The following is a 24,888-nucleotide window of genomic DNA, read 5'->3' on the forward strand; positions in this document are numbered from 1 at the left end:
TAACGTTCCGCACAAGTCTGCAGGAATGGCGGTTGCCCCCTTCGGCAGGCTTCGTCGCAATGGAAGCCGCCGTGGTGCCGGTGGATTACTTCGTCTCGAAGGTATAGCAATGGAAACGATGCCGGATCAGTGGCTTACCGGCAAAATTCACAGCCCTGGACCGGCTGCGGCGGCGTTGGGGCGACTTTGCCGTCGCCCCGTCGTGCCCTGGTGCCAAAGTCCGTTTCTTTTCAAGTGCCTGACCAGACAGTGACTGTTGGTTCGGCGATTTAACGGAAATCCGGCAGCGGATGCGGCGAATCGGAAGCCGTCTTCGCCGCACCGCAGCATTACTTGCCGGACCCGGAGTGCGACACTGTGTCGCTTTTTCCTCTCCCGCTGCTGCCCCCACTGCTGCCGTTCCGGCGGGTGTCCCCCTGGGCGACCTGGCTGTCGGGGGTAAGCTGGTCCACCTTGTCCTCCACCTTATCGCGGGCGGCGTCGGTCGGCTGCTCCGAAGGCTTGACCTCCACCGTCACCGGCGCGGTGCCGTCGTCGATCATGTCCAACTTTTTGGCGGCGGAGCGCGACAGGTCGATGACGCGGCCGTCGACATAGGGGCCGCGGTCGTTGACGATGACGTCGACGCTCTTGCCGTTCTCCTCGTTCGTGACGGTCGCCTTGGCGCCGAGCGGCAGGGTGCGCGAGGCGGCGGTCGCCTTGTTCTGGTTCATCGTTTCGCCGCTCGCGGTGGTGCGGCCATGGAATTTCTGGCTGTAGAAGGACGCTTCCCCCTTGTGGACGAGGATCTCCTCGCCATCCTCATGCTCGACATGCACGGGCGGAACCTTGGCCTTTCCATTCGCCAGCGCGGGGACGGCAGTCCCGCTCAGGGTCGCGGCGGCAAGCGCCAGGACGATGATGCGTGTTGTCTTCATCGGTTCACCTCCAACGGCGGACCAACGCCATTCAAGGAAAAGAGTTCCCTCTCGCGGTCGACACAAGACATCGCTACTATTTCCGGTTTCCAATATCTTGACGAATTCGAAATGGGTGGGCTCTCCAGGGGCCCTTCCGGTCTGCAACACAACGGTCGGGGGAGAAAGCATGGCCGACGATGCCGCTTGGACTGCATCCGAATTTGCGGCGAAGCCTGCCGATGAAACCGTTGCCAGCCCGGTCTCCGGTTCGGTGGAGATGCGCTTCGTCGCGATGCCGGACGGGGCAAGGCTGCGCGTCGCCGTCTGGCCGGTGCCGGAGCAGGTTCGCGGCACGGCGCTGGTGCTGACCGGCCGGGCGGAGTTCATCGAGAAATATGCCGAAACCGCGGAGGCGCTGGCCGCCCGCGGCTTCCGCGTGGTGGCGCTCGACTGGCGCAACCAGGGCCTGTCCGACCGGCCGTTGCCCAACCGGCAGGTCCACCATCTGACCGACTTCGCGACGTTGGTGGATGATCTCGACGAGGTTCATCGGCAGGTGGTGGCACCCGTCGCCGCGCAGACGGGCGGGCCGGTGATCCTGCTGGCCCACTCCATGGGCGGGCTGGTGGCGACGCTGGCGCTGGCCCGCCATGCCGATGACGATCCCGACCGCTATGCCGCCGTCCTGCTGTCGGCGCCGATGTACGCCATCCACAGCGGGCCGCTGCCGCGCTGGCTGGTGCGGGCGCTTGCCAGCCTCGGGCTTGCCTGCGGGTTGGGTGCCCGCTATGCGCTGGGGCAGGGCGACTACGACCCGGCGGAGGGTCGCTTCAGCCCGGACAACAAGATCACCGCCGATCCCAAACGCTACGCCGCCTTCCACGGCCCCTATGCCGAGCGGCCGGAACTGCGTGTGGGCGGCGTCAGCTTCGCCTGGGTCGCCGCCGCCCTGGATGCGGAGGATGCGCTGCGCCACAACCTTCCGCTGGAGCGGGTGCGCACGCCGGTGCTGCTGCTGAGCGCGCCGGAGGATCGGGTCGTGCGGGCGGAGGCGCACCGCGCGGTGGTCGCCCGGCTCGGCAACGCCCATCTCATCGAGTATCCCGGCGCGCGGCACGAGGTCCTGATGGAATGCGACGCCATCCGCGACCGGGTGTGGGTGGACATCGAGGCCTTTCTCGACAAGACGCTTCAGCACAATACCCTTGCGCCGGCCGGCGGCTCTGTCGTGGGATAGGCGCCTTCAGGACCAAAGGTGCCCAGCAGCATGACCGATTTCTGGACGGCGTCCGGTTTCCACCTGTTGACCCGCGATGCCGACAACCATCTGGCGGTGACGCCCGATTTCCTGCGCGCCTATCTTCTCCGGCCGGAGATGCGCCCGCCGGAGGAGGCCTGCGATGCCGAGCGCACGCTGTATGCGGCCTTGCTGGACGATCCGGCGCGGACGGTGCCCGCTCCGCTGCTCGACGCCATCGCCGATGCGGATGCGCGGGAGAATTTCCAGGTCTGGCTGGCCTTCCGCGACCGGCTGCTCGCGGCCGGAACGCTGGAGGGCTGCTACATCCGCCTGTTCCGCGAGGGTGCCCGCGGGGTGCCTGGCCTGTTCATCGACCAGCTGGTGCATGCCATCCTGCGCGGCATCCTGGATGAAACGCCGTCGGGCCTGCGCGCGCGGGCGGGGGAGCTGTTCTTCCGCGAACAGACGGTGTCGGTGGAGGATGGCCGCGTCCGCGTCGCCGACTCCGAGACGGTGGAGACGATGGCGGCCTCCGGCGGTTTCGGCTCGCTCGGCCGTCTGGTGGTGGAGGCCGGCACGGCGCCCCGCAGCGTCGAGCTGGACATCCTGGACGAGACCAACCATCCGCTCTATTGGGGCCGCGACGCCCGGCACGACACCGTGCTGGACATCACCTTCGCCGCCGCCGGGCTGGACGCGCTTGCCCGCGTGCTGGAGGCCTGGGTCGGGCATTTCCTGGGCGTGACGGTCGGCATCCAGCCGGTGCAGAACATCCGCGACGACCGGTGGGTCTGGCATGTCGGGCTCGACAGTTCGGCCACTGCGATCCTCAACGATCTCTACAATGGCGTGGAGGTGGGGGAGGACCGGCTTGCCCGCATCCTCGCCCTGTTCCGCCTGGACTTCGCCGACCCCGCCGCCATGCGCCCCGACCTCGCCGGACGGCCGGTCTATCTGGGGCTGGCGATGACGGAAGGGCGGCGGCTGAAGCTGAAGCCGCAGAACCTGCTGGTCAATCTGCCGCTGGCTTCGGTGGCGTGAGGAGGGGGGCGTGAGAAGGGGGGCGTGAGGAGGCGTCGGCCTCCTCAATCCCCCAGCAGCGCGCCCACCGGTTTCAGCGGCTCGTGCGCGTCGAACAGGATCTTCAGGATCGCCAGGATCGGCACGGCCAGCAGTGCGCCGGGAATGCCCCACAGCCAGCCCCAGAACAGGATCGACACGAACACCGCGATGGGGTTGAGCGACAGCCGGCGGCCGACGATCATCGGCGTCAGGAAATTGCCTTCCAGCGTGGTCAGCGCCACGAAGGACAGCGGTGGCAGGATGATGGTGCCGAGGCCGTCGAAGGTCAGGACCGACACCAGGAAGAACACGCCGGTCATCACCGCCGGCCCGATGAAGGGGATGTAGTTGGCCAGCGCCACCATCACCCCCCACAAGGCCGGGTTCGGCAGTCCCCACATCCACATCACCAGCCCTGTCGCCAGCCCCAGCACCGCATTGATGACGGTGATGGTCAGCAGATAGGCGGCGATGTTCTGCTGCAGCGTCGCCGCGACCATGGCGTAATGCACGCGGTCGTCGACGTTGCGCATGGTGCCGATCAGCGCCTCCAGCGAATGGCGGCCACGGGCGAGGAAGAAATAGAGCAGCACCAGCAGGATCACGACATTGGCCAGAACCGATTCGACCTGGCTGACCGCCTGCTCCATCAGCGTCGGACCGCGCACCACCACTTCGCGCACCGGCCCGTCGCTGCCGGTCTCCTTGGTGATCTGCTCGATCTGTCGGGAGGCTTCGCGGGCGCGTTCGATGCCGGCGCGGATGTCGCCCAGCTTGAACTCCAGCTCATGCAGGACCCGCGGCATGCGGTTCACCCACTCCGCCGCCGGGGTGGACAGGGTATAGACCGCCAACAGCACGCCGCCGAACAGCATGACGACCATGACGGCGGCGCCGAGCCCTTCGGGCACCCCGACGCGATAGAGCGCGCGGACCAGCGGGCGCAGCAGGAAGCTGAGAATCAACGCCAGCATGATCGGCAGCAGGACGTCGCGCCCGAAATAGAGGGTGAACAGCACGGCGATGACGAACAGGCCGACGGCGGCGATGGTCAGCGGATCGCGGCGGTGGCCGGGTGAGGGCAACGGTTCGGTCACCGGTTCCGGCGTGCCGGCAAGCGGGGCCTCTGGGGCGGGGGGAAGCGCGGCGAGTGGTCTGCGGTCTGTCATCGCGGTGGCCGGACCTCCGGAGGGAGGCGCTTGACGGCGGCGCCCGACCCTCCGATCTAGGGGAGTGTTTTTCCGGGCCGCGCACCTTGCGGTCCCCGCCCGTCCTTGCCGGAGACCCGATCGAGATGCGCAGCCCGTTTCCCCTGATGAACGTTTCCGCCGGCCTTTTGGTTCTGGGCCTGCTGAATGCCGCGCTTCCGCTGCGCACGGCGGCGGCCGACGAGGTGGTCGGCCGCTTCTCCAACGACTGGACCGGCAACGGGCTGGAGATCCAGGCAATCGAGGATCCCAAGGTGAAGGGGATCACCTGCCATCTGGTCGATTTCGACCGCAGCCTGATCGACCGGCTGAGCAAGGGCAACTGGTTCGAGGACCCGTCCAACGCCTCCATCGCCTGCCGTCAGACCGGGCCGGTGACCGTCGGCGACATTGAGCTGTCGCAGAAGGGGGAGGAGGTCTTCTCCGAACGGAAGAGCCTGATTTTCAAATCGATCGCCATTCGCCGCATTTACGACCGGCCGAACGACACGATGGTTTATGTGGTGTACAGCCGACAGGTGAAGGACGCCTCGGCCAAGACCTCGATCTCCACCGTGCCGCTGTTCGCCGCGAATGCGACCTGGACGAAGGGCAAGCCGGCGGCGAAGTGAGGAGGCTGGCGACTTGGGAACTTGCGGCTTCGGGGCAAGATTTACACGGATGTCACGGATTTAGACACGGATTACACGGATTTTTTCTGATCTTGCGGACGCCCTGGCTTCTCCCGTCAGACTGGCACCCGGGCAACGCCACATCCGTGTAATCCGTGCTCCAATCCGTGTAATCCGTGTCGATCTTGCCCGCCCCCGCGGGACGCGGCAAGGATCGGCCGGCCTCACCCGACGATCCGCCCCAGCCGCACCGCCGTCTGGCCGGACTTCACACGGCGGGCGGGCATGATCAGGACGCAGTCGTCATAAGGCGTCAGGATCGCGCGGCCGTCGTCCCAGCCGATGACGGTGCCGGCGCGGCCGATCACCTCCATGCCGACGAAGGGGGCGGTGAAGCGGAACCGCTCGGTGGAGGCGGTGACGGCGTCGGTGACCTCCACCACCCGCTGCGGATCGCTGCGCGGGCGCAGGCGGGGGCCGTTCAGCGGTGGATCGATCATCTCCAGGCCGAGAAGCAGGCGCAGGCAACTTTCCAGCGCCACCGTCGCGGTCTCGGTCCGCCAATGCTGGCCGCATTCGACCAGGATGGCGGTGTGCGACCCCTCCGGCTCGGCGAAATTGCCGTAATCGATCAGCCGCTTGCCCCCGGCATGGCCGCCGTCCGCCACCACCCAGGCCGGATAGCCGAGGCCGAGCGCAAGGTCGCGCCCGCGGGTGGTCCGGCCGCACAGGGTCAGCGGCGCCGTGTCCGCCGTCATCGAATGCAGGTCGAGCAGCAGGTCCGCCGACTCATAGACCGGCCGCAGGACGCGGGCACGCCGAAGCTCCACGCTGTCGCGCCGGCCATCCAGATGCTCCGGCGACCACAGCCGGTTGAAATCCTCGTCCAGATAGCGCGAGGCATAGGGATTCTGTCGGTCGAAGGTGGCGTAGGCGGCGGTGTTTGCAAAGACGAAGGTCAGCCGTCCCCGCGTCGGCCGCAGACCCATCCGCAGCAGCGCATCCAGGGCGATGGCGCCGCACAGTTCGTTGCCGTGGACGAGCGCGTTCAGCACCACATGCGGCCCCGGCTCCACCGCCGACAGGCTGGTGACGTGGTCGATGCCGGTGTTGCCGCGCCGGTGGGGCGCGATGTCCGGCGGGGAGAGTTCGACGGGGGCGAAGAGCGGGTCGGTCAAGCGGCAAGCTCGCCAGCGGTGGGCGCTCCAATCAGTATGACGAACCAAGCGACTCCGCGCCAGTGCGGGCCGGTTGTGTACGGCGGTTTTTTTGGCTGATGCGCACTGTGCGATGTTGCGGCGGCATGGCAGGATCATGACGAATGGCCGTCGACTGGGGCTTGACGCTTGGGTTATAGGAATCTCCTGATCAATCAGGGCGGCGGTTGACTTTGCGGCAATTGAACTGGCGGTTGTTACCATCCGGTCGTCTGGTCGGGGCAGGTCGATGAGCTTCGTGATCGATGACGTTCTTGTCCGCAACGACCCGGTCGGCGAGCGCCTTCCGGTGCTGTTCGATTCGCCGCACAGCGGCAGCGTCTATCCCGCCGATTTCCGGGTGGTCTGTCCGCATCCGCTGCTGCGCCAGGGCGAGGACACCCATGTGGAGGAGCTGTTCGCCACGGCGCCCGACCATGGCGCCACTCTGCTGTGCGCGCTGTTTCCCCGCACCTGCATCGACGTGAACCGCGCGGTCGACGACATCGACCCGGCGCTGATCGACGGCGACTGGCCGGCACCACTGCGGCCGACTCCGCGCAGCACGCTGGGCATGGGGCTGATCCGCAGCATGCTTCGGCCGGGCGTGCCGCTCTATGACGGAAAGCTGCCGGCGTCGGTGGTGGCCGACCGCATCGACCGCTATTACCGGCCCTACCACGCCCAGATGCGGCTGGCGCTGGATGGTCTGGCGGCGCGGTTCGGCGCGGTGTGGCACGTCAATTGCCACTCCATGCCGTCGTCGCTGCGGCCGGACGGGCGCGACCCTCTGGCGGTCGATTTCGTCATCGGCGACCGCGACGGCACCACCAGCGAGCCCGGATTCGTCCGGTTGGTGGCGGAGACCCTGCGCGGCTTCGGCCATCGCGTGGCGCTCAACGACCCGTACAAGGGGGTGGAACTGCTGGCGCGCTACGGCGATCCGGCGCGCGGCCGTCATTCGATCCAGCTCGAGATAAATCGCCGCCTCTACATGAACGAGGAGACGCTGGAACGCCACGACGGCTTCGCCCGGCTGAAGGGCGAGATCGACACGCTGATCGGCCGCATCGCCGATTATGCGGGCCAGCGCGTCCTGCACCGCGCGGCGGAGTAGGCGGCCCGCCGCAACGGGGTGTGGCGGCGGGTCCGCGAGGACCGCGACAAGGGAGGCTTCCTATTCAGGCCTGCCCGTTGTTCAGGCCTGATTGATCTGCTCGCGTGCGACGTCCAGGAAATGCGCCATCTGCTTTTCCACCCGGTGATCGGAGATGTCGACTCCGCGGGCGTGCAGGTCGGTGCACAGCTTGTCCCGGATGTCGTGCGGTCCGGGGGTGGCGATGTCGGTGTCCACGATCTGGCGGGCATAGGCCTCGGCCTCCGCCCCGGACAGCCCCATCAGGTCGGCGGCCCACTCGCCGGCCAGCCGATCGCGCCGGGCGCGGATGCGGAAGAGCAGATCCTCGTCGTGCTGAAACTTGTTCTCGAAGGCCTTTTCGCGGTCGTCGAAGGTCGTCATGGGGACCCAGGCTCCTTATTGGTTTCGCTCCCGTTTCCAATGATTATATAGCCCGGAAGCGGTTGTCGTCACTGTCCCGCCGCATCGCAGCCGCGGATATTCTGCAGAGTTTCCTCGGGCGGCGGGATACCCTTGGGCACCACAAAAGACAAGGCATGGCATGTGCAGCGTGATCCTCCTGCGGCGACCCGACGCAACCTGGCCGCTGGTCGTCGCCGGAAACCGTGACGAGATGACCGGGCGCCCCTGGCTTCCTCCCGCCCGCCACTGGCCCGATCGGCCGAATGTGGTCGCCGGACTGGACGAGCTGGCCGGCGGATCCTGGATGGGTCTGAACGACGAGGGGGTGGTGGCGGTCATCCTCAACCGCTTCGGAACGCTGGGGCCGGAGGCCGGCAAGCGGTCGCGCGGCGAACTGGTGCTGGACGCGCTGGACCATGCCGACGCCGCCGACGCCGCGCGCAGCTTCGCCCATCTCGACATCCGCGCCTATCGTCCCTTCAATCTGGTGATCGCCGACAACCGCGACGCCTATCTGGTCGTCCATCGCGGCGCCAACCCGCGCCACCGGCCGGAGGTATCGTCGATCCCCGCCGGCGTCCATATGCTGACCGCCTTCGAACTGGACGACCCGCAGGACCCGCGCACCGCCTTCTACCGCCCGCTGTTCGAGCATGCGGTGCCGCCGACCACCGACGCCCCCGACGCGGACTCCTTCGCCTGGGGCGGCTGGCCGGAGTTGATGGGCAGCCGCATCTGGGAAGGCACGCCGGACGAGCGCGGCGCCATGGACTTCCTGCTGCCGAACGGCTTCGGCACCTCGTCCAGTTCGCTGCTGGCGGTGCCGCGGGTGGAGCGGCCCGACCTGAACCCGATCTGGCACTTCGCCCCCGGCTGTCCGCACGCGGTGGAATACGCGCCGGTGGAGCTGTGAGGGGCGGTCGATTGCCGGGGCAGCCGCATACCGGCTAACAAGATCGACACGGATGTCACGGATTTAGACACGGATTACACGGATTTTTCTGATCCTGCGGACAGACCGGCGATTCGGGCAATCCACAGCTTCGGAACGCCACATCCGTGAAATCCGTGTTCAAATCCGTGACATCCGTGGAGATCTTGCCTCCGACGCCGCGCCTTTCGGGACCAGCGACCGCACAATCCTGCCCTCCCGCCCCCATCGTTGTGTTCGTGCACCCGGCTTGCTATATCACTCTGGCACATTCCTGGGCCGGCAAGCTCGCTTGACCGGTCCTTACGTATTTGGACGATCACGCGATGACACGACGCCGGCGCATCTACGAAGGCAAGGCCAAGGTACTCTTCGAAGGGCCGGAGCCGGGCACCCTGGTGCAGTACTTCAAGGACGACGCCACCGCCTTCAACAACCAGAAGAAGGGCGTCATCACCGGCAAGGGGGTGCTGAACAACCGCATCTCCGAATATCTGATGAGCCGGCTGTCCGAGATCGGCGTGCCCACGCACTTCATGCGCCGCCTGAACATGCGCGAGCAGCTGGTGCGCGAGGTGGAGATCATCCCGATCGAAGTCGTGGTGCGCAACGTCGCCGCCGGCAGCCTGTCGCGCCGCTTCGGCATTCCCGAAGGCACGCCGCTGCCGCGGTCGATCATCGAATACTACTACAAGTCGGACGAGCTGAACGATCCGATGGTTTCCGAGGAGCACATCACCGCCTTCGGCTGGGCGGCTCCGCAGGATCTCGACGACATGGTCGCGCTGTCGCTCCGCGTGAACGACTATCTGTCCGGCCTCTTCCTCGGTATCGGGCTCAAGCTGGTGGACTTCAAGCTGGAGTTCGGCCGGCTGTGGGAGAACGAGGAGATGCGGATCGTCCTGGCGGACGAGATCAGCCCCGACAACTGCCGCCTGTGGGACGTCAAGACCAACGAGAAGCTGGACAAGGACCGGTTCCGCCAGGATCTGGGCCGCGTCGAGGAAGCCTATCAGGAGGTCGCGCGCCGCCTCGGCATCCTGCCGGAAGGCGGGCCGAGCGACGTCAAGGGTCCCAAGACCATCCAGTGATTCGTGTTCAGTAACCACCCCTCCACCCAACACCCCAAAGCGAGCGGACATCCGATGAAGGCCAAGGTTCACGTCACCCTCAAGCGCGGCGTTCTCGACCCCCAGGGCAAGGCCATCGCGCACGCGCTGCACACGCTGGGCTTCGACGGCGTCGAGGACGTCCGCGCCGGCAAGGTGATCGAGCTGCAGCTCAAGAGCACCGACGAGGCGACCGCCCGCAAGGAAGTCGAGGCGATGTGCAGCAAGCTGCTCGCCAACACCGTGATCGAGGACTACGCCATCGAGTTGGTAGCCTGATCCACCGGCAGTCTTGATCAAGCGTTTTCTGGAGTGGAGCGCGGCCGATGAGCGTTGAACATCTGGCCGCGCTCGACCCTATTTTCGCCGAATGCCTGCGCGTCGGCGGCCCGGTGATCCGCGATTTCACCCGGCCGACCGGCTTCGTCGGCCTGCTGCGCATGGTGATGGAGCAGCAGCTCTCCACCAAGGTGGCGCTGGCCTTGTGGGCCAAGCTGCAGGACCGGCTGGGCGGCGCCGTCACTCCCGAGGCCATTCTGGCGCTGGACGACGAAAGCTTGCGCGCCTGCGGCTTCTCCCGCCAGAAGATCGGCTATGCCCGCGGCCTTGCCGAGGCGGTGGCGAGCGGCCGGCTCGATTTCGACATCATCCATGACCTGCCCGACGAGGAGGCGATTGCCCAACTTGTCGCGCTGAAGGGCATCGGCCGCTGGAGCGCCGAGGTCTATCTGATGACCACGCTCGACCGGCCGGACATCTGGCCCATCGGCGATCTGGCGATCCAGTTGGGCGTCCAGCGTTTGAAGGGCTGGGCCGACAAGCCGACGGCGAAACAGCTGATCGAGGTGGCCGAGCCCTGGCGGCCCTACCGCTCGCTGGCGGCGCGGCTGGTCTGGCACCATTACGTCGCGTTGCAGGAGCAGGCGAGGGCGGCGAGAGGCCTGCCGCCGTCGCGGTGATTACTCTCACCCGGCCAGAACCGGCAACCGCCATCCCGCCAGCGTGATCTCCACCGGCAGCCGCGCCAGCACGTCGCCGTCGCCTTGCACCGCATCGGCGAACAGCCCGTCGCCCGCCGGCCCCTCGATCCGTACGCGCTTCGCCGTCACCACGCGATACTCCGGAAAGCGCGCCAGCCGCCCGGCGGTGACGCCCCAGACATAGCGCAGCGCGTTCAGCCGCCCGCCGCGCGGGAACAGACAGACATGCAGCGCCGGCTCGGTCAGCCGCGCGTCCGGCGCGCAGATGAAGCGGCCGCCGTAGAAATGCCCCTTGGCGACGATCACTGACGCCACCTCCTGTGGTTCGCCCCAGCCGTCGCCCTCATCCAGCGTTACGCGATAGCGGTGGTCCGGCCGGGTCGCCAGCTGCACCAGCGTTTCCGCCACATAGGCGCCCTTGCCGATCAGCCGCTTCACCCGTGGATCGACCCGCTCCACCACCCGCGCGTCCAGCCCGACGCCGGCCATCAGCGAGAACACCCGTCCGTTCGCCAGCGCAGGCCAGATCATCGTCCGCCGCCCGCCGGCAATCGCCGCGGCGACGCGTTCCGGATCCGTGGTCAGGCCCAACTCGGCGGCCAGCACATTGGCGGTGCCCATCGGCACGATGCCGAGTGGCAACGGCCGACCCGCGTCGGCATGGACCGACAGCCCGTTGATGACCTCGTTGATGGTGCCGTCGCCGCCGGCCGCCACCACCGCATCGATGTCGGCGGGATCGGCCTCCCGGGCGAAGGCCTCGGCATCGCCGCGCTTGGTCGTCGGCCTGACGGCGACGCTCAGCCCGCGTGCCTCCAGCCGGGCGACCACCGCGCGCAGTCGCCGCGCCCGCCGCCTGCCGGCCGTCGGGTTGTGGATCACCAGCAGCCGCCGCACATCGATCGGCGCGCCCTCGCCATTGCCGGCGCCAGCCGCCGGGCTCTCGTCCATCAGCACCGTGTCGCGCACCGATTCGTTCTCCCTGACCGGCGCGTGGGCGCCTTCTGTTGCAGAACCGTGAAGAACTCACGGCGGTTCTGTTTCAGTAAAAATGCAAATGAATGACGGTAGACAAAATATCGGTGACGAATAGGTGCGGGTGTTCCAAATCATTGTCAAGGCATGCTGCTTTCCTTTATACGGCAGTTGTCTTGATGGCCACCGGCCATGGCGACGACGGAGCGGAAGATGGACGCCGTCCCAGCGGTCAAGCGCTACCGCAGCATTTGGATATCCGACGTTCATCTGGGAACGCGCGGCTGTCAGGCGGAGCTGCTTCTCGATTTCCTGAAACACACCGAATCGGATCACCTGTTCCTGGTCGGCGACATCGTCGACGGTTGGCGGCTGAAGAAAAGCTGGTACTGGCCGCAGGCGCACAATGACGTGGTGCAGAAGATCATGCGCCGTGCCCGCAAGGGTGTGGAGGTCTATTACATCCCCGGCAACCATGACGAGGCGGCGCGCGATTATGTCGGGCTGCAGTTCGGCGGCGTGCATGTGGTGGACGAATGGGTCCACACCACCGCCGACGGCCGGCGCCTGCTGATCACCCACGGCGACAAGTTCGACGCGGTGGTGCGCTACGCCAAGTGGCTGGCCCTGCTGGGCGACCACGCCTATGTCACGCTGCTGCACGTCAACACGCTGTTCAACTGGGTCCGGCGCAAGCTGGGCTTCAGCTACTGGTCGCTGTCGGCCTATCTGAAGCACAAGGCCAAGACCGCGGTCGAGTTCATCGGCAAATACGAAGAAGCGCTGGGCGAGGAAGCCCGCCGCCGCAAGGTCGACGGAGTCGTCTGCGGCCATATCCACACCGCCGAGATGCGCGATATCGAAGGAATCCTCTATTGCAACGACGGCGATTGGGTCGAGTCCTGTACCGCCTTGGTCGAGCACGACAGCGGCGCTCTGGAGATCATCCACTGGACGGAGGTCATGACGCAGCGGTTGCCGGCCCCTGGTCCCAATGCGGGCAAGGTGACGGCGAAGGAACGGGAAGCGGCGTGAACATCCTGATCGTCAGCGACGCTTGGCACCCGCAGGTGAACGGCGTCGTGCGCACCATCGGCACCGTGCGCGATGAGCTGGAGGCGATGGGCCACAGCGTCGAGGTGATCGGTCCCGACCGCTTCCGCACCCTGCCGATGCCGACATACCCGGAAATCCGGCTGGCGCTGGGGGCGAAGCGGCGGCTGTGGGCGATGATCGAGGGCATGCGGCCCGACTGCATCCACATCGCCACCGAAGGGCCGCTGGGCTTCGCCGCGCGCTCCTATTGCCTGAAGCATGGCAAGCCCTTCACCACCGCCTATCACACGCGCTTTCCCGAATATGTGCGCGACCGTGCGCCGATCCCGCTGGCGCTGTCCTATGCGGTCGTCCGCCGCTTCCACAAGCCGTCCTCGGCGGTGATGGTGGCGACCCAGACCATCGAGGATGCGCTGACGCACCGCGGCTTCGCCAACATCCGCCGCTGGACCCGCGGCGTCGATACCGAGCTGTTCCATCCCCGCGACAAGGGCTTCCTCGATCTGCCGCGCCCGGTGTCGATGTATGTCGGCCGCGTCGCGGTGGAAAAGAACCTGGAGGATTTCCTGCGCCTCGACCTGCCCGGCACCAAGGTGGTGGTCGGCGACGGTCCGGCGCGGGAGGAGTTGCAGCGTAAATACCCCGGCGTCCACTGGGTCGGCGCCAAGCATGGCGAGGATCTGGCGAAGCATTACGCCGCCGCCGACGTCTTCGTCTTCCCGTCGCGCACCGACACCTTCGGGCTGGTTCTGCTGGAGGCGCTGGCGTCCGGCGTGCCGGTGGCGGCCTACCCGGTGCCGGGACCGCTCGACGTTGTCGACGGCTCCGGTGCCGGCTGCCTGGACGAGGATCTGAAGCGGGCGGTCGAAGGGGCGCTGACGATCCCGGCGCAGACCTGCCGGGACTATGCGCTGGGCTATTCCTGGCGCCGGTCGGCCGAACAGTTCCTGTCGAACCTGCGGCCCTTCACTTAAACGAGTGACAGCATTCCGCTTGGCGAAGGACGGGTGCCGTGGTTCCATTTCGCCGGATCGCCACCCCGACGCGAGGTTCCCGGCCATGACCCCCGAATTCCTCATCACCTCCCTGATCGTCGTCGCCTCGCCCGGCACCGGGGTGCTGCTCACGCTGGCAGCGGGGTTGTCGCAGGGGGTGCGGGCCAGCGCGGTGACGGCCTTCGGCTGCACGCTGGGGATCGTCCCGCACATGGCGGCGGCGGTGCTGGGGCTGGCCGCCCTGCTGCACACCAGTGCGCTGGCGTTCCAGGGGCTGAAGATCCTGGGCGTGCTCTATCTGCTCTACATGGCCTGGATGACGCTGAAGGAGCAGGGGGCGCTGAGCGTCGGGACGGACGGGACGGCGGACGGGACGAAGCGTTCGGCCGGGCGGATGATCCTGCGGGCGGTGCTGGTCAATGTGCTGAACCCGAAGCTGTCGATCTTCTTCCTGGCCTTCCTGCCGCAGTTCGTTAGCGAGACCGACCCGCAGCCGGTCGCCCGCATGCTGGAACTCAGCGGCGTGTTCATGGCGCTGACCTTCGTGGTCTTCGTCCTCTACGGCCTGTTCGCCGCCGCGGTGCGCGACCAGGTGGTGTCCCGCCCGCGGGTGATGGCCTGGATGCGCCGCAGCTTCGCCGCCGCCTTCGCGGCGCTGGGCGCCAAGCTGGCATTGGCGGAGCGGTAAGGGATCAGCGTTGCACCGTCCCCTGTTACGGAATGGTTGCCGCGTGCTAAGGTGCCGCCGGGCGCGTCGCCGGTGTTCCGTATCAGGGGGACCGGCAACGCGCCCGTTGTCGTCCGTCTCCTGTTCCGGGCCTCGATGCTGCAATCCCTCTACCGTGGCCTGACGACCGTCGCCGGGCCGGCGGTGCGCCTCTATCTCGACCGCCGCCGCGCTGCCGGCAAGGAAGACCCCGCCCGTCAGGCGGAGCGGTTCGGCATGGCCTCGCGCGCCCGGCCGGACGGTCCGCTGGCCTGGATCCACGCGGCCAGCGTGGGGGAGGCGAACTCGGTCCTGGTGCTGATCGGCCGGCTGCTGGACAGCGCGCCCGACCTGACCGTGCTGATGACCACCGGCACCGTCACCTCGGCCGAGCTGATGGGACGGCGGCTGCCGGAGCGCGCGATCCATCAATATGTGCCGGTCGATCTGCCGGGTGCGGTCGACAGCTTCCTCGACCATTGGCGGCCCGACGCGGTGCTGTGGACGGAATCGGAGATCTGGCCGAACCTGCTGGCCGGCATCCGTGCCCGCTCGATCCCGGCCGCGCTGGTCAATGCCCGCATGTCGGAACGCAGCTTCTCGCGCTGGCGCAACGCGCCCGGCCTGATCGGCGGGCTGTTGTCCACCTTCCAGGTCACGCTGGCCCAGACCGAAGGCGATGCGGAGCGGCTGCGCCGGCTGGGGGCCTCCGGCGTCGCCAGCGTCGGCAACCTGAAATTCTCCGCCGAGCCGCCGCCCGCCGCCGCCGACGCGATGGAGCCGCTGCGGGCATCCCTGGCCGGCCGCCCCGTCTGGCTGCTCGCCAGCTCCCATCCGGGGGAGGACGAGATCGCCGCGGCGGTCCATGCCGCGCTGGCGCCGGCTCTGCCCGGCCTGCTGACCGTCATCGCGCCGCGCCATGCCCATCGCGGCGACGCCATCGCCGAACTGATGCGGGCGCGCGGGCTGGCGGTTCTTCAGCGCACGGCCGGGCATCTGCTGCCGGGACCGGAGCATGCCGTCTACATCGCCGACACCATGGGCGAGTTGGGGCTGTTCTACCGTGCCGCTCCGGTGGTGTGCATGGGCGGCTCCTTCATTCCCCATGGCGGGCAGAACCCGGTGGAGCCGGCGCAGCTGGGCTGCGCGGTGCTCTACGGCCCGCACATGTTCAATTTCGGCGAGATCACCCACATGCTGGAGGCCGCCGGCGGCGCCCTGCCGGTCGCGGACGGCGATGCGCTGACCCGCGAGACCCGGCGGCTGCTGACCGACGACCGGGCGCGCGAACGCATCGTCGCGGGTGCCGCGCGGGTGACGGCGGACAACCGGCGGATCATCGACCGGGCGTTGGGGGCGCTGTCCCCGGTGCTGGGCGCCGCCGGCATCCGGACTGCCGCCTGAGGGGACACGGAACCGTGAAGACCCCCGCCTTCTGGTATCGGCCGCCCGGCCTTGCCTCCACCCTGCTGGCGCCGCTGGGGGCGCTCTATGGGTTGGCCGGCCGGCGGCGCATTGCCGGGACCGTTCCGCGCCGGGTCGGCGTTCCGGTGGCCTGCGTCGGCAATCTGGTGGCGGGCGGGGCGGGCAAGACTCCGGTCGGGCTGGCGCTGATTGCGGCCTTGCAGGCCCGCGGGATCGCCGTCCATGCGCTGACCCGCGGCCATGGTGGGCGGGAGGCCGGTCCACTTGCGGTCGACCCCGGCCGCCACGCCGCCGCCGATGTCGGTGACGAGGCTCTGCTGCTGGCGGGTGCCGCTCCTTGCTGGGTGGCGCGCGACCGGCTGGCGGGGGCGGAGCGTGCGGTCGCCGCCGGGGCCGGGGCCATCGTCATGGATGACGGGTTCCAGAACCCGGCCCTGCACAAGGATCTGGCTCTGATCGTCGCCGACGGCGCGGTCGGCTTCGGCAACGGCCGGCTGGTACCGGCAGGACCGCTGCGGGAGCGGGTGGCCGACGGCCTCGCCCGCGCCGACGCGCTGGTGATCCTGGGCGAGGACCGACATGGCCTGGCGGCGCTGGCCGGCGGGCGTCCAGTGCTGGCGGCGCGGCTGGAACCCAATCCCGAGGCCGCCGCCCGGCTTGCCGGCCGCGACGTGCTGGCCTTCGCCGGGATCGGCCGGCCGCAGAAGTTCTTCGCCACGCTGGAGTCGCTCGGCGCCCGCATCGCGGAGCGGGTGCCCTTCGCCGACCATCACCCCTACCGCCCGGCCGAGGTGGCGGCCCTGATCGACCGCGCCGCGGCGCTGGGCGCGGTGCCCGTCACCACCGCCAAGGACGCCGTTCGCCTGCCGCCGCAGCTGCGGGCAAAGGTCGCCGTCCTGCCGGTGTCGGTCCGCTGGGCCGACGAGCGGGGGCTTGCCACGCTTTTGACCTCCGTGTTGCTGAAGGGAAGTCCCGATGGCCAAGCCGCGTAGTCCGCTGCAGAAATGGCTGACGCGCCGGATCGGCTATCCGGTGGAGGCGGTGCTCGTCCATGCCGTCTGCCGGCTGTTCCGGGCGCTGCCGCTCGACCGCGCATCGGCGCTCGGCGGCTGGATCGGGCGGACGGTGGGGCCGTTGCTGCCCAACAGCGCCCGCGCGCGGCGCAACCTGACGCGGGCCTTCCCGGAGAAGGGCGGGGCGGAGATCGACGCGATCCTGCGCGGCATGTGGGACAATCTGGGCCGCACCATCGCCGAATACCCGCATCTGGAACAGATCGGCCGCGAGCGGATCGAACTGGTCGGCATCGAGCATGTCGACATGCTGCGCGAGGACGGCAAGGCCGGCATCCTGGTCTCCGGCCATCTGGCGAACTGGGAGGTGCAGTCGGTCGCTTCCCGCATGCACGGGCTGGAGCTGGGGCTGGTCTACCGGGCGCCCAACAACCCGATCGTCGGCGGGCTGCTGGTGAAGCTGCGCGGGGCTGCGACCGGCATGCAGATCCCCAAGGGGCCGGACGGTGCCAGGATCCTGCTGCGCCACCTGACCAAGGGCGGCCATGTCGGCATGCTGATCGACCAGAAGATGAATGACGGCATTCCCGTCCCCTTCTTCGGCCGCGACGCCATGACCGCGCCGGCCGCCGCCGTCCTCGGCATGAAGATGCGGTTGCCGCTGTGCCCGGCGCGGACGGAACGGCTGGAGGGCGCACATTTCCGCGTCACCGTCCTGCCGCCGGAGGAATACCCGACCAGCGGCGACCGCAATGCGGATGCGCGAATTCTGATGGAACGGCTGAACCGTCTGTTGGAGGATTGGATCCGCGACAAGCCGGCGCAATGGCTGTGGATCCACCGCCGCTGGCCCGACTGAACGCCCGCTCCACCGTCCTTCAAGGTTCGCCCGCGATGGCCCTGCCGCTCGACCTCCATCTGCTGCAACTCTATGTGATCGCCGTCTGCGTCCTGGTTCTGGCGCCGGGGCCGGATTCGCTTCTGGTGCTGACCCGCAGCATCGCCGACGGCCGGCAGGCCGGCGTGGTGGCGACGCTGGGCATCTGCGTCGGCAACACCGTCCATTCGCTGCTGGCCGCCGCCGGGATCTCCGCCCTGATCGCGGCCTCGGCATCGCTGTTCGACCTGCTGCGCTATGCCGGCGGCGCCTATCTGGCGTGGATCGGCCTGCGCTCGCTGTGGAGCGTCTGGACCAGCCGCGGCGCCGAACCGGTCCCCGCCGTCGGGGCGCCGGCCCCGGCGCCTGCGGGCCGCGTCTTCGTCCAGGCGCTGCTGACCAACCTGCTGAACCCGAAGATCATCCTGTTCCAGTTGGCCTTCGTGCCGCAGTTCATCGCCCCGCACCTGGGCCATGTGGCGCTGCAGACCTTCATCCTCGGCAACATCATCTCGGTGCTGGGCGGCGTCTATCTGGTCGGCATCGCGGCGCTCAGCGCCGGGGCCGCACGGCAGGTGCTGTCCAGCCCGCGGGTGCGCGCGGCGATGGACGGCCTCGCCGGCGTTCTGTTCCTGGGATTCGCGGTGCGGTTGCTGCTGACGGATCGCAAATTCGCGTGAAGGGATAGGTTAGACCCCCCTCACCACAAATCGTCCTCGTCCTCCGCCCCGGTATCGACATCGAAGGTCGCCGTCTGGCGGACGACCGGGTGGCTGTCCTTCCATTCCTCGAAATCCGACACCACCGCCGGGCGGATGCCGAGTGCCAGCACCGGGCAGCCGCCGCCGCGGCCGGCGTCCAGGCGGTAGAGCAGCTTCTTCATCCAGGTGGTGCTGGCGCCGTACTTGTTCTGGAAGTTCTTCATCTCCACCCGCCGCGCCACCTCGGTGAACAGCGGGATCAGTTCGGCGCTGCGGGTCAGCAGCACGCCCGCGTTGATGATGCCGCATTCATAGAAGGTGCGGGCGGCATAGAGGTCGCGGTCGAAGGTCTGGTCCTTGCTGTTCCATTCCAGGTCGAAGGACACGCGCTCCTTCACGAAGTCGATCTTGTGCCCGTCGATGAAGCCGTTGACCTTGTACAGCTCCTCGCGCTGGCGCTGTTCGGTCACGGTCTGGCCGCGGTTCTTGCCGGCGATGCGGCGTTTCTCCTCGTGCGTCACGATCATCTTGGTGATGAACAGGTCGCCGCGGATGCGCGTCTCGTTCCAGCCCAGCGGGTTCAGCATCCGCTCCATCGTCTTGGCGATCTGCGACTTGTTGCCGCCCGACGCCACGATGTCCTCCGTCCGGATGCGGAACTCCATCAGCCGTTCGGTGATCTCGCGGAACTCGGCCGTGCAGGCATGAGCCAGGATGCGGGCGGCGTTGCGGTAGCTATGCACCTCGTACAGGTCAAGGAACCCCGGCGGGAACAGGTCGCCCAGGTCGGGATCCCGCGCCTCGATCAGCGCGGCCTTGTCGTGGATGCAGGCAAGCAGGTTCATGACGGCACATGCGCGATGGAAAACGGCGCCACCATGGCGGCTGCCGCCCGGCAAATCCACCCTTTCCGCCTGATGGCACCACCTTATGGTGCCGGCCGGGGGCCGAACTGGCGGCCATTCCCGCAGCTGTGATAAGGTCGCCCGCGCGCCGGAATGGAAAAAGCGCGGCTGTTTCGCCGGGGGACCGTGATGAGCGACGAATTCCTGTTCGCGGAGGAGGAGCCCGCCGTAGAGGTGGCGGCGGAGGCTGCCGAACCGGTCGAACCCTGGCTGATCCTGATCGTCGACGACGACCCCGCCATCCACGCCACCACCAAGATGGTGCTGCGCGGCTTCGCCTTCGAAGGACGCCCGGCACAGTTCCTGTCGGCCGCCACCGCGGCGGAGGCGCGCGGCGTTCTGCGCGACAACCCGGCCATCGCTGTGATCCTGCTGGACGTCGTGATGGAATCCGACGATGCCGGCCTGCGTCTGGTCCGCTACATCCGCAACGAGCTGAACAACCGCCGTGTGCGCATCATCCTGCGCACCGGCCAGCCGGGACAGGCGCCGGAACGCGACGTCATCCTCAGCTACGACATCAACGATTACAAATCGAAGACGGAGCTGACGGCGCAGAAGCTGTTCACCTCCGTCGTCGCGGCTCTGCGCGGCTACCAGGACATCACCGCCATCGAGGACCATCGCGAGGGGCTGGAACGCATCCTCTACTCCTCCTCCACCCTGCTGGGCAAACGGACGATGTCGGAGTTCGTGCGCCATGCCGTGGCGCAGATCGTCGGCGTCTGCCCGCCGGCCAATGGAATGACGCTGGGCGGGGTGGCGCTGGTCAGCCGCCTGTCCGACGGGCCGCGGCCGGCTGAGCCGCTGGTGCTGGGCGGCGCCGGCTGCCATGCCGGGATGGAGGGGACGCCGCTGTTCCTGGCCCTGCCGCCCGATGCGGTGCAGGCGGTGACGGCGGCGTTGGCCGACGGCCGCAACCGGTATGAGCGCGGCCACAGCGTTCTGGTCTTCCGCTCCGCCTCCCGGCGGCACGACACCGCGGTGTATCTCGGCCATGGGCGGGCGCTGACCGCCGACGAGCGCAGGCTGCTGGAGGTGTTCTGCGCCAAGGTCGCCATCGGCTTCGACAACGTCCACCTGTACGAGGAACTGACCGAACTGAACCGCAGCCTGGAGGGCCAGGTGGCGGAACGCACGCGCGACCTCGTGGCGGCGCGCGAGGCGGCTGAGGCGGCGCGGTCGGAGGCGGAGGCGGCAAACCAGGCGAAGTCGCTGTTCCTGGCGACGATGAGCCACGAGATCCGCACGCCGATGAACGGCATCCAGGGCATGCTCGAACTGCTGGAGCACACCAGCCTGACCGGCGACCAGCGCGAGCTGGTCAGCGTGGTGCGGGAATCGGCAGGGGCGCTGCTGACCATCATCAACGACATCCTCGACTTCTCGAAGATCGAGGCCGGGCGCCTCGACCTGGAAAGGGTGCCGGTTCCGCTGGCCAACGTGGTGGAGGGGGTGGCCGAAACGCTGGCGCCGGGCGCCCGGGCCAAGGGGCTGTCGCTGGTCACCTACATCGACCCCGATCTGCCGGCGGAGGTGGTGGGCGACCCCGTCCGCATCCGGCAGGTTCTGTTCAACATCACCGGCAATGCGGTGAAGTTCACCCAGTCCGGTTCGGTGACCATGCGGGTGGAACTGGCGCATTTCGACGGCGACCGCGTCACCATCCGCGTCGCGGTGACCGACACCGGCATCGGCATCTCCAAGGAAAATCAGGGTCGCCTGTTCCGCCCCTTCACCCAGGCGGAGGCATCGACCACCCGGCGTTTCGGCGGCACCGGGCTTGGGCTGTCGATCTGCCGGCGTCTGGCCGAACTGATGGGCGGCGACATCGGCGTCACCAGCGAGGTCAATGTCGGCTCCACCTTCTGGTTCACCTTCGCCGCCGATCTGGTCGCGGCGGTCGAGCCCGCCCCGACGCAGCGGGCGCCGCTGCAGGGGGTGACCGTGCTGCTTCTGGCGGCGGATGCGCAGGAGCGCGGCTTCCTCGCCCGCTACCTGAACGCCGACGGCGCCCAGTTGGTCGAGGCGGCCGACGCCGACGCGGCCTTGCGCACCCTGCTGCCGACCGCCGCCTGCGACGTGCTGATCTCCACGCTGGGCACCGATCTTGCGGCGCTGGACAGCGATCCGCGCGGCCGGGTGCGCGGGCGCGTGCTGATCGGCGGCGACGCGCTGAGCGCCGGCGACGCGGCGGAACTGGGCGCGTCCGGCGCCGGGACTGTGGTGCTCGGCCGGCCGGTGCGGCGGGGCGGACTGGTCCGCGCCATCCTGGCCGCCGCCGGGCGGATGGCGGCGGGGGAGGGCGGCCGTACCGATCGCCATTCCGAACCGGAGCCCGCCACCCCGGCGGCCGGCCGGCGCCGCCTGCCCACGGTGGAGGAGGCGCGGGCACAGGGCCGCTTGATCCTGGTGGCGGAGGATCATCCGACCAACCGTCAGGTCATCCAGCGCCAGCTGACCCTGCTCGGCCATGTGATGGAGACCGCGGAGGACGGCGCCCAGGCGCTGGCCATGTGGCAGGCCGGCGGCCATGGCCTGCTGCTGACCGATTGCCAGATGCCGGAGATGGACGGCATGGAACTGGCCCGCAGCATCCGCGCCACCGAGGCGGAGACCGGGACCGGCACCCGCCTGCCCATCGTCGCCATCACCGCCAATGCGACGGAGAACGAAGCGCAGCTTTGCCTGGCGTCGGGCATGGACGACACGCTGGCCAAGCCGGTCAGCCTCGCCGACCTGCGCAGGGTGGTCGACCGTTACCTGCCCCCGACGGACGGCGAGGGCTGGGACGGGGAGGACCCCTGCAAAGCTTCGGAAAGCATGGAAGCGATGACCGAGGAGTTGCCGCAACCCGTGCATCGACCGGCATCTCCGCCAACCCCCGCAATCGCCGATTTGCCGTCAGCTGATCTGCCGCCGCTCGACCTGGAGGCGCTGACCGTGCTGTTCGACGGCGACGGCGAGTTCGTCCGGCATCTGTTGGGCGAGTTCGTCACCTCCAACAGTGCCTCGCACCGCTGGCTGATGGACGCGCTGGCCGGCGAGATCTGGGACGAGGTGCGGCAGGCGGCTCACAAGCTGGCGGGGTCCTCGCGCACCGTCGGCGCCCGCGACCTCGCCGCTGCTGCCGAGGCGGTGGAACTGGCGGTGATCGACCGGCGGCTGGAGGGCATCGCCGCCCTGGTCGCCCGCGTCGGCGTCGAACTGGACCGCGTCATCGCCCATATCGAGGCGGTCTGATCCCGCACCCGCAGGGGCTGTGGTCGAGGCTGTAGCGAAACCGACATGAGCGTCCCCTTGTCGCCTTTGCGACAAGTGTGCGGCGCATCCCGCTCTTCAGAAAAATCCTGTGTTTCCCGTGGCTTGGCCGGGGTCCGCCGGCTGGCACGCCGCTTGCTGTTCTGGGTGTATCCCGGCCCGGTGCCGGCCCCAAACCCACATGCGCGCCACAGCGAGAGCGGAAGCCAAGGAGAACGGGATGCACATCGTCGTCTGTATCAAACAGGTGCCCGACAGCGCCCAGATCCGCATCCATCCCGTCACCAACACCATCATGCGGCAGGGCGTGCCCGCCATCATCAACCCGTTCGACCTGTTCTCGCTGGAAGAGGCGCTGCGGCTGAAGGACAAGGTCGGCGCCCGCGTCACCGTGCTGACCATGGGGCCGCCGATGGCGGAGACCTCGCTGCGCAAGGCGCTGTCGCTTGGCGCCGACGATGCGGTGCTGCTGACCGACCGCAAGTTCGCGGGCTCCGACACGCTGGCGACCTCCTATGCCCTGACCTCCGCCATTCAGAAGCTGGCGGAGGAGGAGCCGGTCGACATCGTCTTCTGCGGCAAGCAGACGGTCGACGGCGACACCGCGCAGGTCGGCCCCGGCATCGCCACCCGTCTCGGCTTCGAGCAGCTGACCTACATCACCAAGATCGAGGACCTGAACACCGCGTCCAAGGAGATCGTGGTGCAGCGCCGCTCCGAAGGCGGCGTGCAGGTGCTGAAGACCAGGCTGCCCTGCATGATCACCATGCTGGAGGGCACCAACACCATCCGCTTCGGCAAGATGGACGACCTGTTCCGCGCCGCCCGCTACGAGCTGAAGACCTGGAGCCGCGACTTCACCGGCGCCGAAGAGGGGCGTGTCGGGCTGAAGGGCTCGCCGACCGTGGTGTCGAAGGTGTTCGTGCCGAAGCCGCGCGCCGAGAAGGCCAAGATGATCGTCGCCGATGCCGACACCCCCGACGCGATGGCCGCCGCCGCCATCGACGCCATCTTCGCCGCCCAGCCCAAGCTGGCCGGCGACCTGCTCGCCCGCGCCGCGGCCGGGCTTTGACGATCCATCCGCGGGAGACCCGACGATGAGCGAACCGAGCAAGCCCCAGGGCCGCAAGTTCCAGCTTCCCGAACACCTAAAGGTTTACAAGAACGTCTGGGTGATCGTGGAGCAGGAGCGCGGCATCGTCCATTCCGTGTCGCTGGAACTGCTGGGCGAAGCCCGCAAGCTGGCCGACAAGCTGGGGGTGGAGGTGGGCGCCGTGGTTTTGGGCGCCGAAAGCCCCGACCTGAACCGCATCTGCGGCGACGCCATCAGCTATGGCGCCGACATCGTCTACAAGGTGACCGACCCGGCGCTGGCCGACTACCGCACCGACCCCTATTGCCGCGTCATGACCGAGGTGGTGAACACCCACAAGCCGGAGATCGTGCTGTTGGGCGCCACCACGCTGGGCCGCGATCTGGCCGGCGCCATCGCCACCACGCTGGCGACCGGCCTGACCGCCGACTGCACCGAGCTGGACATCTACGCCGACAACCGCTCGCTGGCCGCCACCCGGCCGACCTTCGGCGGCACGCTGCTCTGCACCATCCAGACTTTGGCCTACCGGCCGCAGATGGCCACCGTCCGCCCGCGCGTCATGGCGATGCCGGAGCGCGACGACGCCCGCACCGGCCGCGTCGTCGAAATCCAGCCGGATCTCCGCGAAGAGGACATCGTCACCAAGGTCCTGAACTTCATCGCCGACCGCGAGCAGAACGAGGCGCAACTGGCCTTCGCCGACATCATCGTGTCGGCCGGTAAGGGGCTGGGCAAGGTCGAGAACATGAAGCTGGTCTTCGACCTCGCCCGAGTCCTGGGCGCCGAGGTCGGCGTGACCCGCCCGCTGGTCCAGGCCGGCTGGGCCACCAACGACCGTCAGGTCGGGCAGACCGGCAAGACGGTGCGGCCGAAGCTCTACATCGCCGCCGGCATCTCCGGCGCCATCCAGCATCGGGTCGGCATGGAGAAGTCGGACCTGATCCTGGCGATCAACACCGATCCGAACGCGACGATCTTCGACTTCGCCCATCTCGGGGTGGTCGGCGACGCGCTGAAGATCCTGCCGGCGCTGACCGATGCCTTCGGTCGCCGCCTGTCCGTCAACCGCATGGCCGGCTGATCGCCGGACGAGAAAGGAGCC

24 protein-coding genes are annotated in these 24,888 nt (G+C 68.3%); 18 read left to right on the plus strand and 6 right to left on the minus strand.

What is annotated here, in order from left to right; all coding sequences use genetic code 11:
- Positions 1 to 329: 329 nt before the first annotated feature.
- Entirely contained in the window at positions 330 to 917 is a 588-nt protein-coding gene (locus tag B9N97_RS15735; RefSeq protein WP_085088175.1) for a septal ring lytic transglycosylase RlpA family protein, read from the minus strand.
- 169 nt (positions 918 to 1,086) lie between these two features.
- On the opposite strand from B9N97_RS15735, the gene B9N97_RS15740 reads away from it, so the two are divergent.
- Both B9N97_RS15740 and B9N97_RS15745 read left to right on the plus strand, forming a co-directional pair.
- Positions 1,087 to 2,136, plus strand: coding sequence for an alpha/beta hydrolase (locus B9N97_RS15740; protein WP_085088177.1), 1,050 nt, complete (start codon positions 1,087 to 1,089; stop codon positions 2,134 to 2,136).
- 30 nt (positions 2,137 to 2,166) lie between these two features.
- Positions 2,167 to 3,180, plus strand: a complete 1,014-nt coding sequence (locus B9N97_RS15745; RefSeq protein WP_085088180.1) for a DUF6352 family protein — start codon at positions 2,167 to 2,169, stop codon at positions 3,178 to 3,180.
- A gap of 44 nt (positions 3,181 to 3,224) precedes the next feature.
- Here B9N97_RS15745 and B9N97_RS15750 read toward each other — a convergent pair whose 3' ends face one another.
- Positions 3,225 to 4,370: an AI-2E family transporter gene (locus tag B9N97_RS15750; RefSeq protein WP_085088182.1), complete on the minus strand. Its 1,146-nt coding sequence runs from the start codon at positions 4,368 to 4,370 to the stop codon at positions 3,225 to 3,227.
- Between the two features lie 125 nt (positions 4,371 to 4,495).
- On the opposite strand from B9N97_RS15750, the gene B9N97_RS15755 reads away from it, so the two are divergent.
- On the plus strand, positions 4,496 to 5,020 hold the full coding sequence (locus tag B9N97_RS15755) for a CreA family protein (protein ID WP_085088185.1): 525 nt from the start codon (positions 4,496 to 4,498) through the stop codon (positions 5,018 to 5,020).
- A 224-nt stretch (positions 5,021 to 5,244) separates the two neighbouring features.
- On the opposite strand, the gene B9N97_RS15760 is transcribed toward B9N97_RS15755, so the two are convergent.
- On the minus strand, positions 5,245 to 6,198 hold the full coding sequence (locus tag B9N97_RS15760) for a M14 family metallopeptidase (RefSeq protein WP_085088187.1): 954 nt from the start codon (positions 6,196 to 6,198) through the stop codon (positions 5,245 to 5,247).
- Positions 6,199 to 6,466: 268 nt separating this feature from the next.
- Here B9N97_RS15760 and B9N97_RS15765 point away from each other — a divergent pair, with 268 nt between their 5' ends.
- On the plus strand, positions 6,467 to 7,333 hold the full coding sequence (locus B9N97_RS15765) for an N-formylglutamate amidohydrolase (protein ID WP_085088189.1): 867 nt from the start codon (positions 6,467 to 6,469) through the stop codon (positions 7,331 to 7,333).
- Between the two features lie 81 nt (positions 7,334 to 7,414).
- Here B9N97_RS15765 and B9N97_RS15770 read toward each other — a convergent pair whose 3' ends face one another.
- On the minus strand, positions 7,415 to 7,735 hold the full coding sequence (locus B9N97_RS15770; RefSeq protein WP_085088192.1) for a DUF1476 domain-containing protein: 321 nt from the start codon (positions 7,733 to 7,735) through the stop codon (positions 7,415 to 7,417).
- A gap of 160 nt (positions 7,736 to 7,895) precedes the next feature.
- Here B9N97_RS15770 and B9N97_RS15775 point away from each other — a divergent pair, with 160 nt between their 5' ends.
- The 4 genes from B9N97_RS15775 (at position 7,896) to B9N97_RS15790 (ending at position 10,755) form a co-directional block, all read left to right on the plus strand.
- Positions 7,896 to 8,669, plus strand: coding sequence for an NRDE family protein (locus tag B9N97_RS15775; RefSeq protein WP_085088194.1), 774 nt, complete (start codon positions 7,896 to 7,898; stop codon positions 8,667 to 8,669).
- A gap of 344 nt (positions 8,670 to 9,013) precedes the next feature.
- Positions 9,014 to 9,778, plus strand: coding sequence for a phosphoribosylaminoimidazolesuccinocarboxamide synthase (gene purC / locus B9N97_RS15780; RefSeq protein ID WP_042697247.1), 765 nt, complete (start codon positions 9,014 to 9,016; stop codon positions 9,776 to 9,778).
- A 54-nt stretch (positions 9,779 to 9,832) separates the two neighbouring features.
- Positions 9,833 to 10,075: a phosphoribosylformylglycinamidine synthase subunit PurS gene (gene purS, locus B9N97_RS15785; protein ID WP_014246942.1), complete on the plus strand. Its 243-nt coding sequence runs from the start codon at positions 9,833 to 9,835 to the stop codon at positions 10,073 to 10,075.
- Positions 10,076 to 10,122: 47 nt separating this feature from the next.
- Complete coding sequence (locus B9N97_RS15790; protein ID WP_085088197.1) at positions 10,123 to 10,755, plus strand: DNA-3-methyladenine glycosylase family protein; 633 nt, start codon at positions 10,123 to 10,125, stop codon at positions 10,753 to 10,755.
- A 6-nt stretch (positions 10,756 to 10,761) separates the two neighbouring features.
- Here the strand turns inward: B9N97_RS15790 and B9N97_RS15795 are convergent, their stop codons facing one another.
- The gene (locus B9N97_RS15795; protein ID WP_085088200.1) at positions 10,762 to 11,745 is read right to left on the minus strand and encodes a diacylglycerol/lipid kinase family protein; all 984 of its coding nucleotides are present in this window, start codon (positions 11,743 to 11,745) and stop codon (positions 10,762 to 10,764) included.
- 219 nt (positions 11,746 to 11,964) lie between these two features.
- Between B9N97_RS15795 and B9N97_RS15800 the strand changes: the two genes are divergently transcribed.
- The 7 genes from B9N97_RS15800 (at position 11,965) to B9N97_RS15830 (ending at position 18,503) form a co-directional block, all read left to right on the plus strand.
- The gene (locus B9N97_RS15800; protein ID WP_085090599.1) at positions 11,965 to 12,786 is read left to right on the plus strand and encodes a UDP-2,3-diacylglucosamine diphosphatase; all 822 of its coding nucleotides are present in this window, start codon (positions 11,965 to 11,967) and stop codon (positions 12,784 to 12,786) included.
- Entirely contained in the window at positions 12,783 to 13,781 is a 999-nt protein-coding gene (locus B9N97_RS15805; RefSeq protein ID WP_085088203.1) for a glycosyltransferase family 4 protein, read from the plus strand. The genes B9N97_RS15800 and B9N97_RS15805 overlap by 4 nt, the downstream gene beginning before the upstream one ends.
- A gap of 85 nt (positions 13,782 to 13,866) precedes the next feature.
- Complete coding sequence (locus tag B9N97_RS15810) at positions 13,867 to 14,490, plus strand: LysE family translocator (RefSeq protein WP_085088205.1); 624 nt, start codon at positions 13,867 to 13,869, stop codon at positions 14,488 to 14,490.
- 135 nt (positions 14,491 to 14,625) lie between these two features.
- Complete coding sequence (locus B9N97_RS15815; RefSeq protein ID WP_085090600.1) at positions 14,626 to 15,912, plus strand: 3-deoxy-D-manno-octulosonic acid transferase; 1,287 nt, start codon at positions 14,626 to 14,628, stop codon at positions 15,910 to 15,912.
- A 14-nt stretch (positions 15,913 to 15,926) separates the two neighbouring features.
- Entirely contained in the window at positions 15,927 to 16,925 is a 999-nt protein-coding gene (gene lpxK / locus B9N97_RS15820; RefSeq protein ID WP_085088208.1) for a tetraacyldisaccharide 4'-kinase, read from the plus strand.
- Positions 16,909 to 17,805: an LpxL/LpxP family acyltransferase gene (locus B9N97_RS15825; protein WP_085088210.1), complete on the plus strand. Its 897-nt coding sequence runs from the start codon at positions 16,909 to 16,911 to the stop codon at positions 17,803 to 17,805. Before lpxK ends, B9N97_RS15825 begins: the two co-directional genes overlap by 17 nt.
- Positions 17,772 to 18,503: a LysE family translocator gene (locus B9N97_RS15830; RefSeq protein WP_244560734.1), complete on the plus strand. Its 732-nt coding sequence runs from the start codon at positions 17,772 to 17,774 to the stop codon at positions 18,501 to 18,503. Before B9N97_RS15825 ends, B9N97_RS15830 begins: the two co-directional genes overlap by 34 nt.
- A 20-nt stretch (positions 18,504 to 18,523) precedes the next feature.
- On the opposite strand, the gene B9N97_RS15835 is transcribed toward B9N97_RS15830, so the two are convergent.
- On the minus strand, positions 18,524 to 19,369 hold the full coding sequence (locus B9N97_RS15835; protein WP_085090602.1) for a BglII/BstYI family type II restriction endonuclease: 846 nt from the start codon (positions 19,367 to 19,369) through the stop codon (positions 18,524 to 18,526).
- Positions 19,370 to 19,558: 189 nt separating this feature from the next.
- On the opposite strand from B9N97_RS15835, the gene B9N97_RS15840 reads away from it, so the two are divergent.
- The 3 genes from B9N97_RS15840 to B9N97_RS15850 all read left to right on the plus strand — a co-directional run bounded on the left by B9N97_RS15840 (position 19,559) and on the right by B9N97_RS15850 (position 24,867).
- Positions 19,559 to 22,672 (plus strand): hybrid sensor histidine kinase/response regulator, encoded by a 3,114-nt coding sequence (locus B9N97_RS15840; RefSeq protein WP_085088212.1) that lies wholly within the window; start codon positions 19,559 to 19,561, stop codon positions 22,670 to 22,672.
- Between the two features lie 238 nt (positions 22,673 to 22,910).
- Positions 22,911 to 23,762 (plus strand): electron transfer flavoprotein subunit beta/FixA family protein, encoded by an 852-nt coding sequence (locus B9N97_RS15845; RefSeq protein WP_085088215.1) that lies wholly within the window; start codon positions 22,911 to 22,913, stop codon positions 23,760 to 23,762.
- A gap of 25 nt (positions 23,763 to 23,787) precedes the next feature.
- Positions 23,788 to 24,867 (plus strand): electron transfer flavoprotein subunit alpha/FixB family protein, encoded by a 1,080-nt coding sequence (locus B9N97_RS15850; protein ID WP_085088218.1) that lies wholly within the window; start codon positions 23,788 to 23,790, stop codon positions 24,865 to 24,867.
- Positions 24,868 to 24,888 lie beyond the last annotated feature (21 nt).

This window comes from Azospirillum oryzae (assembly GCF_900177515.1).
GTDB classification, from domain to species: Bacteria; Pseudomonadota; Alphaproteobacteria; order Azospirillales; family Azospirillaceae; genus Azospirillum; species Azospirillum oryzae_A.

Coding starts and splice junctions, on each gene's coding strand:
- purS (WP_014246942.1), top strand. CDS start 9,833: ATGAAGGCCAAGGTTCACGTCACCCTCAAGCGCGGCGTTCTCGACCCC.
- purC (WP_042697247.1), top strand. CDS start 9,014: ATGACACGACGCCGGCGCATCTACGAAGGCAAGGCCAAGGTACTCTTC.
- B9N97_RS15750 (WP_085088182.1), bottom strand. CDS start 4,370: ATGACAGACCGCAGACCACTCGCCGCGCTTCCCCCCGCCCCAGAGGCC.
- B9N97_RS15745 (WP_085088180.1), top strand. CDS start 2,167: ATGACCGATTTCTGGACGGCGTCCGGTTTCCACCTGTTGACCCGCGAT.
- B9N97_RS15790 (WP_085088197.1), top strand. CDS start 10,123: ATGAGCGTTGAACATCTGGCCGCGCTCGACCCTATTTTCGCCGAATGC.
- B9N97_RS15765 (WP_085088189.1), top strand. CDS start 6,467: ATGAGCTTCGTGATCGATGACGTTCTTGTCCGCAACGACCCGGTCGGC.
- B9N97_RS15815 (WP_085090600.1), top strand. CDS start 14,626: ATGCTGCAATCCCTCTACCGTGGCCTGACGACCGTCGCCGGGCCGGCG.
- B9N97_RS15740 (WP_085088177.1), top strand. CDS start 1,087: ATGGCCGACGATGCCGCTTGGACTGCATCCGAATTTGCGGCGAAGCCT.
- B9N97_RS15755 (WP_085088185.1), top strand. CDS start 4,496: ATGCGCAGCCCGTTTCCCCTGATGAACGTTTCCGCCGGCCTTTTGGTT.
- B9N97_RS15810 (WP_085088205.1), top strand. CDS start 13,867: ATGACCCCCGAATTCCTCATCACCTCCCTGATCGTCGTCGCCTCGCCC.
- B9N97_RS15800 (WP_085090599.1), top strand. CDS start 11,965: ATGGACGCCGTCCCAGCGGTCAAGCGCTACCGCAGCATTTGGATATCC.
- B9N97_RS15850 (WP_085088218.1), top strand. CDS start 23,788: ATGAGCGAACCGAGCAAGCCCCAGGGCCGCAAGTTCCAGCTTCCCGAA.
- B9N97_RS15775 (WP_085088194.1), top strand. CDS start 7,896: ATGTGCAGCGTGATCCTCCTGCGGCGACCCGACGCAACCTGGCCGCTG.
- B9N97_RS15845 (WP_085088215.1), top strand. CDS start 22,911: ATGCACATCGTCGTCTGTATCAAACAGGTGCCCGACAGCGCCCAGATC.
- B9N97_RS15830 (WP_244560734.1), top strand. CDS start 17,772: ATGGCTGTGGATCCACCGCCGCTGGCCCGACTGAACGCCCGCTCCACC.
- B9N97_RS15770 (WP_085088192.1), bottom strand. CDS start 7,735: ATGACGACCTTCGACGACCGCGAAAAGGCCTTCGAGAACAAGTTTCAG.
- B9N97_RS15835 (WP_085090602.1), bottom strand. CDS start 19,369: ATGAACCTGCTTGCCTGCATCCACGACAAGGCCGCGCTGATCGAGGCG.
- B9N97_RS15840 (WP_085088212.1), top strand. CDS start 19,559: ATGAGCGACGAATTCCTGTTCGCGGAGGAGGAGCCCGCCGTAGAGGTG.
- B9N97_RS15735 (WP_085088175.1), bottom strand. CDS start 917: ATGAAGACAACACGCATCATCGTCCTGGCGCTTGCCGCCGCGACCCTG.
- B9N97_RS15825 (WP_085088210.1), top strand. CDS start 16,909: ATGGCCAAGCCGCGTAGTCCGCTGCAGAAATGGCTGACGCGCCGGATC.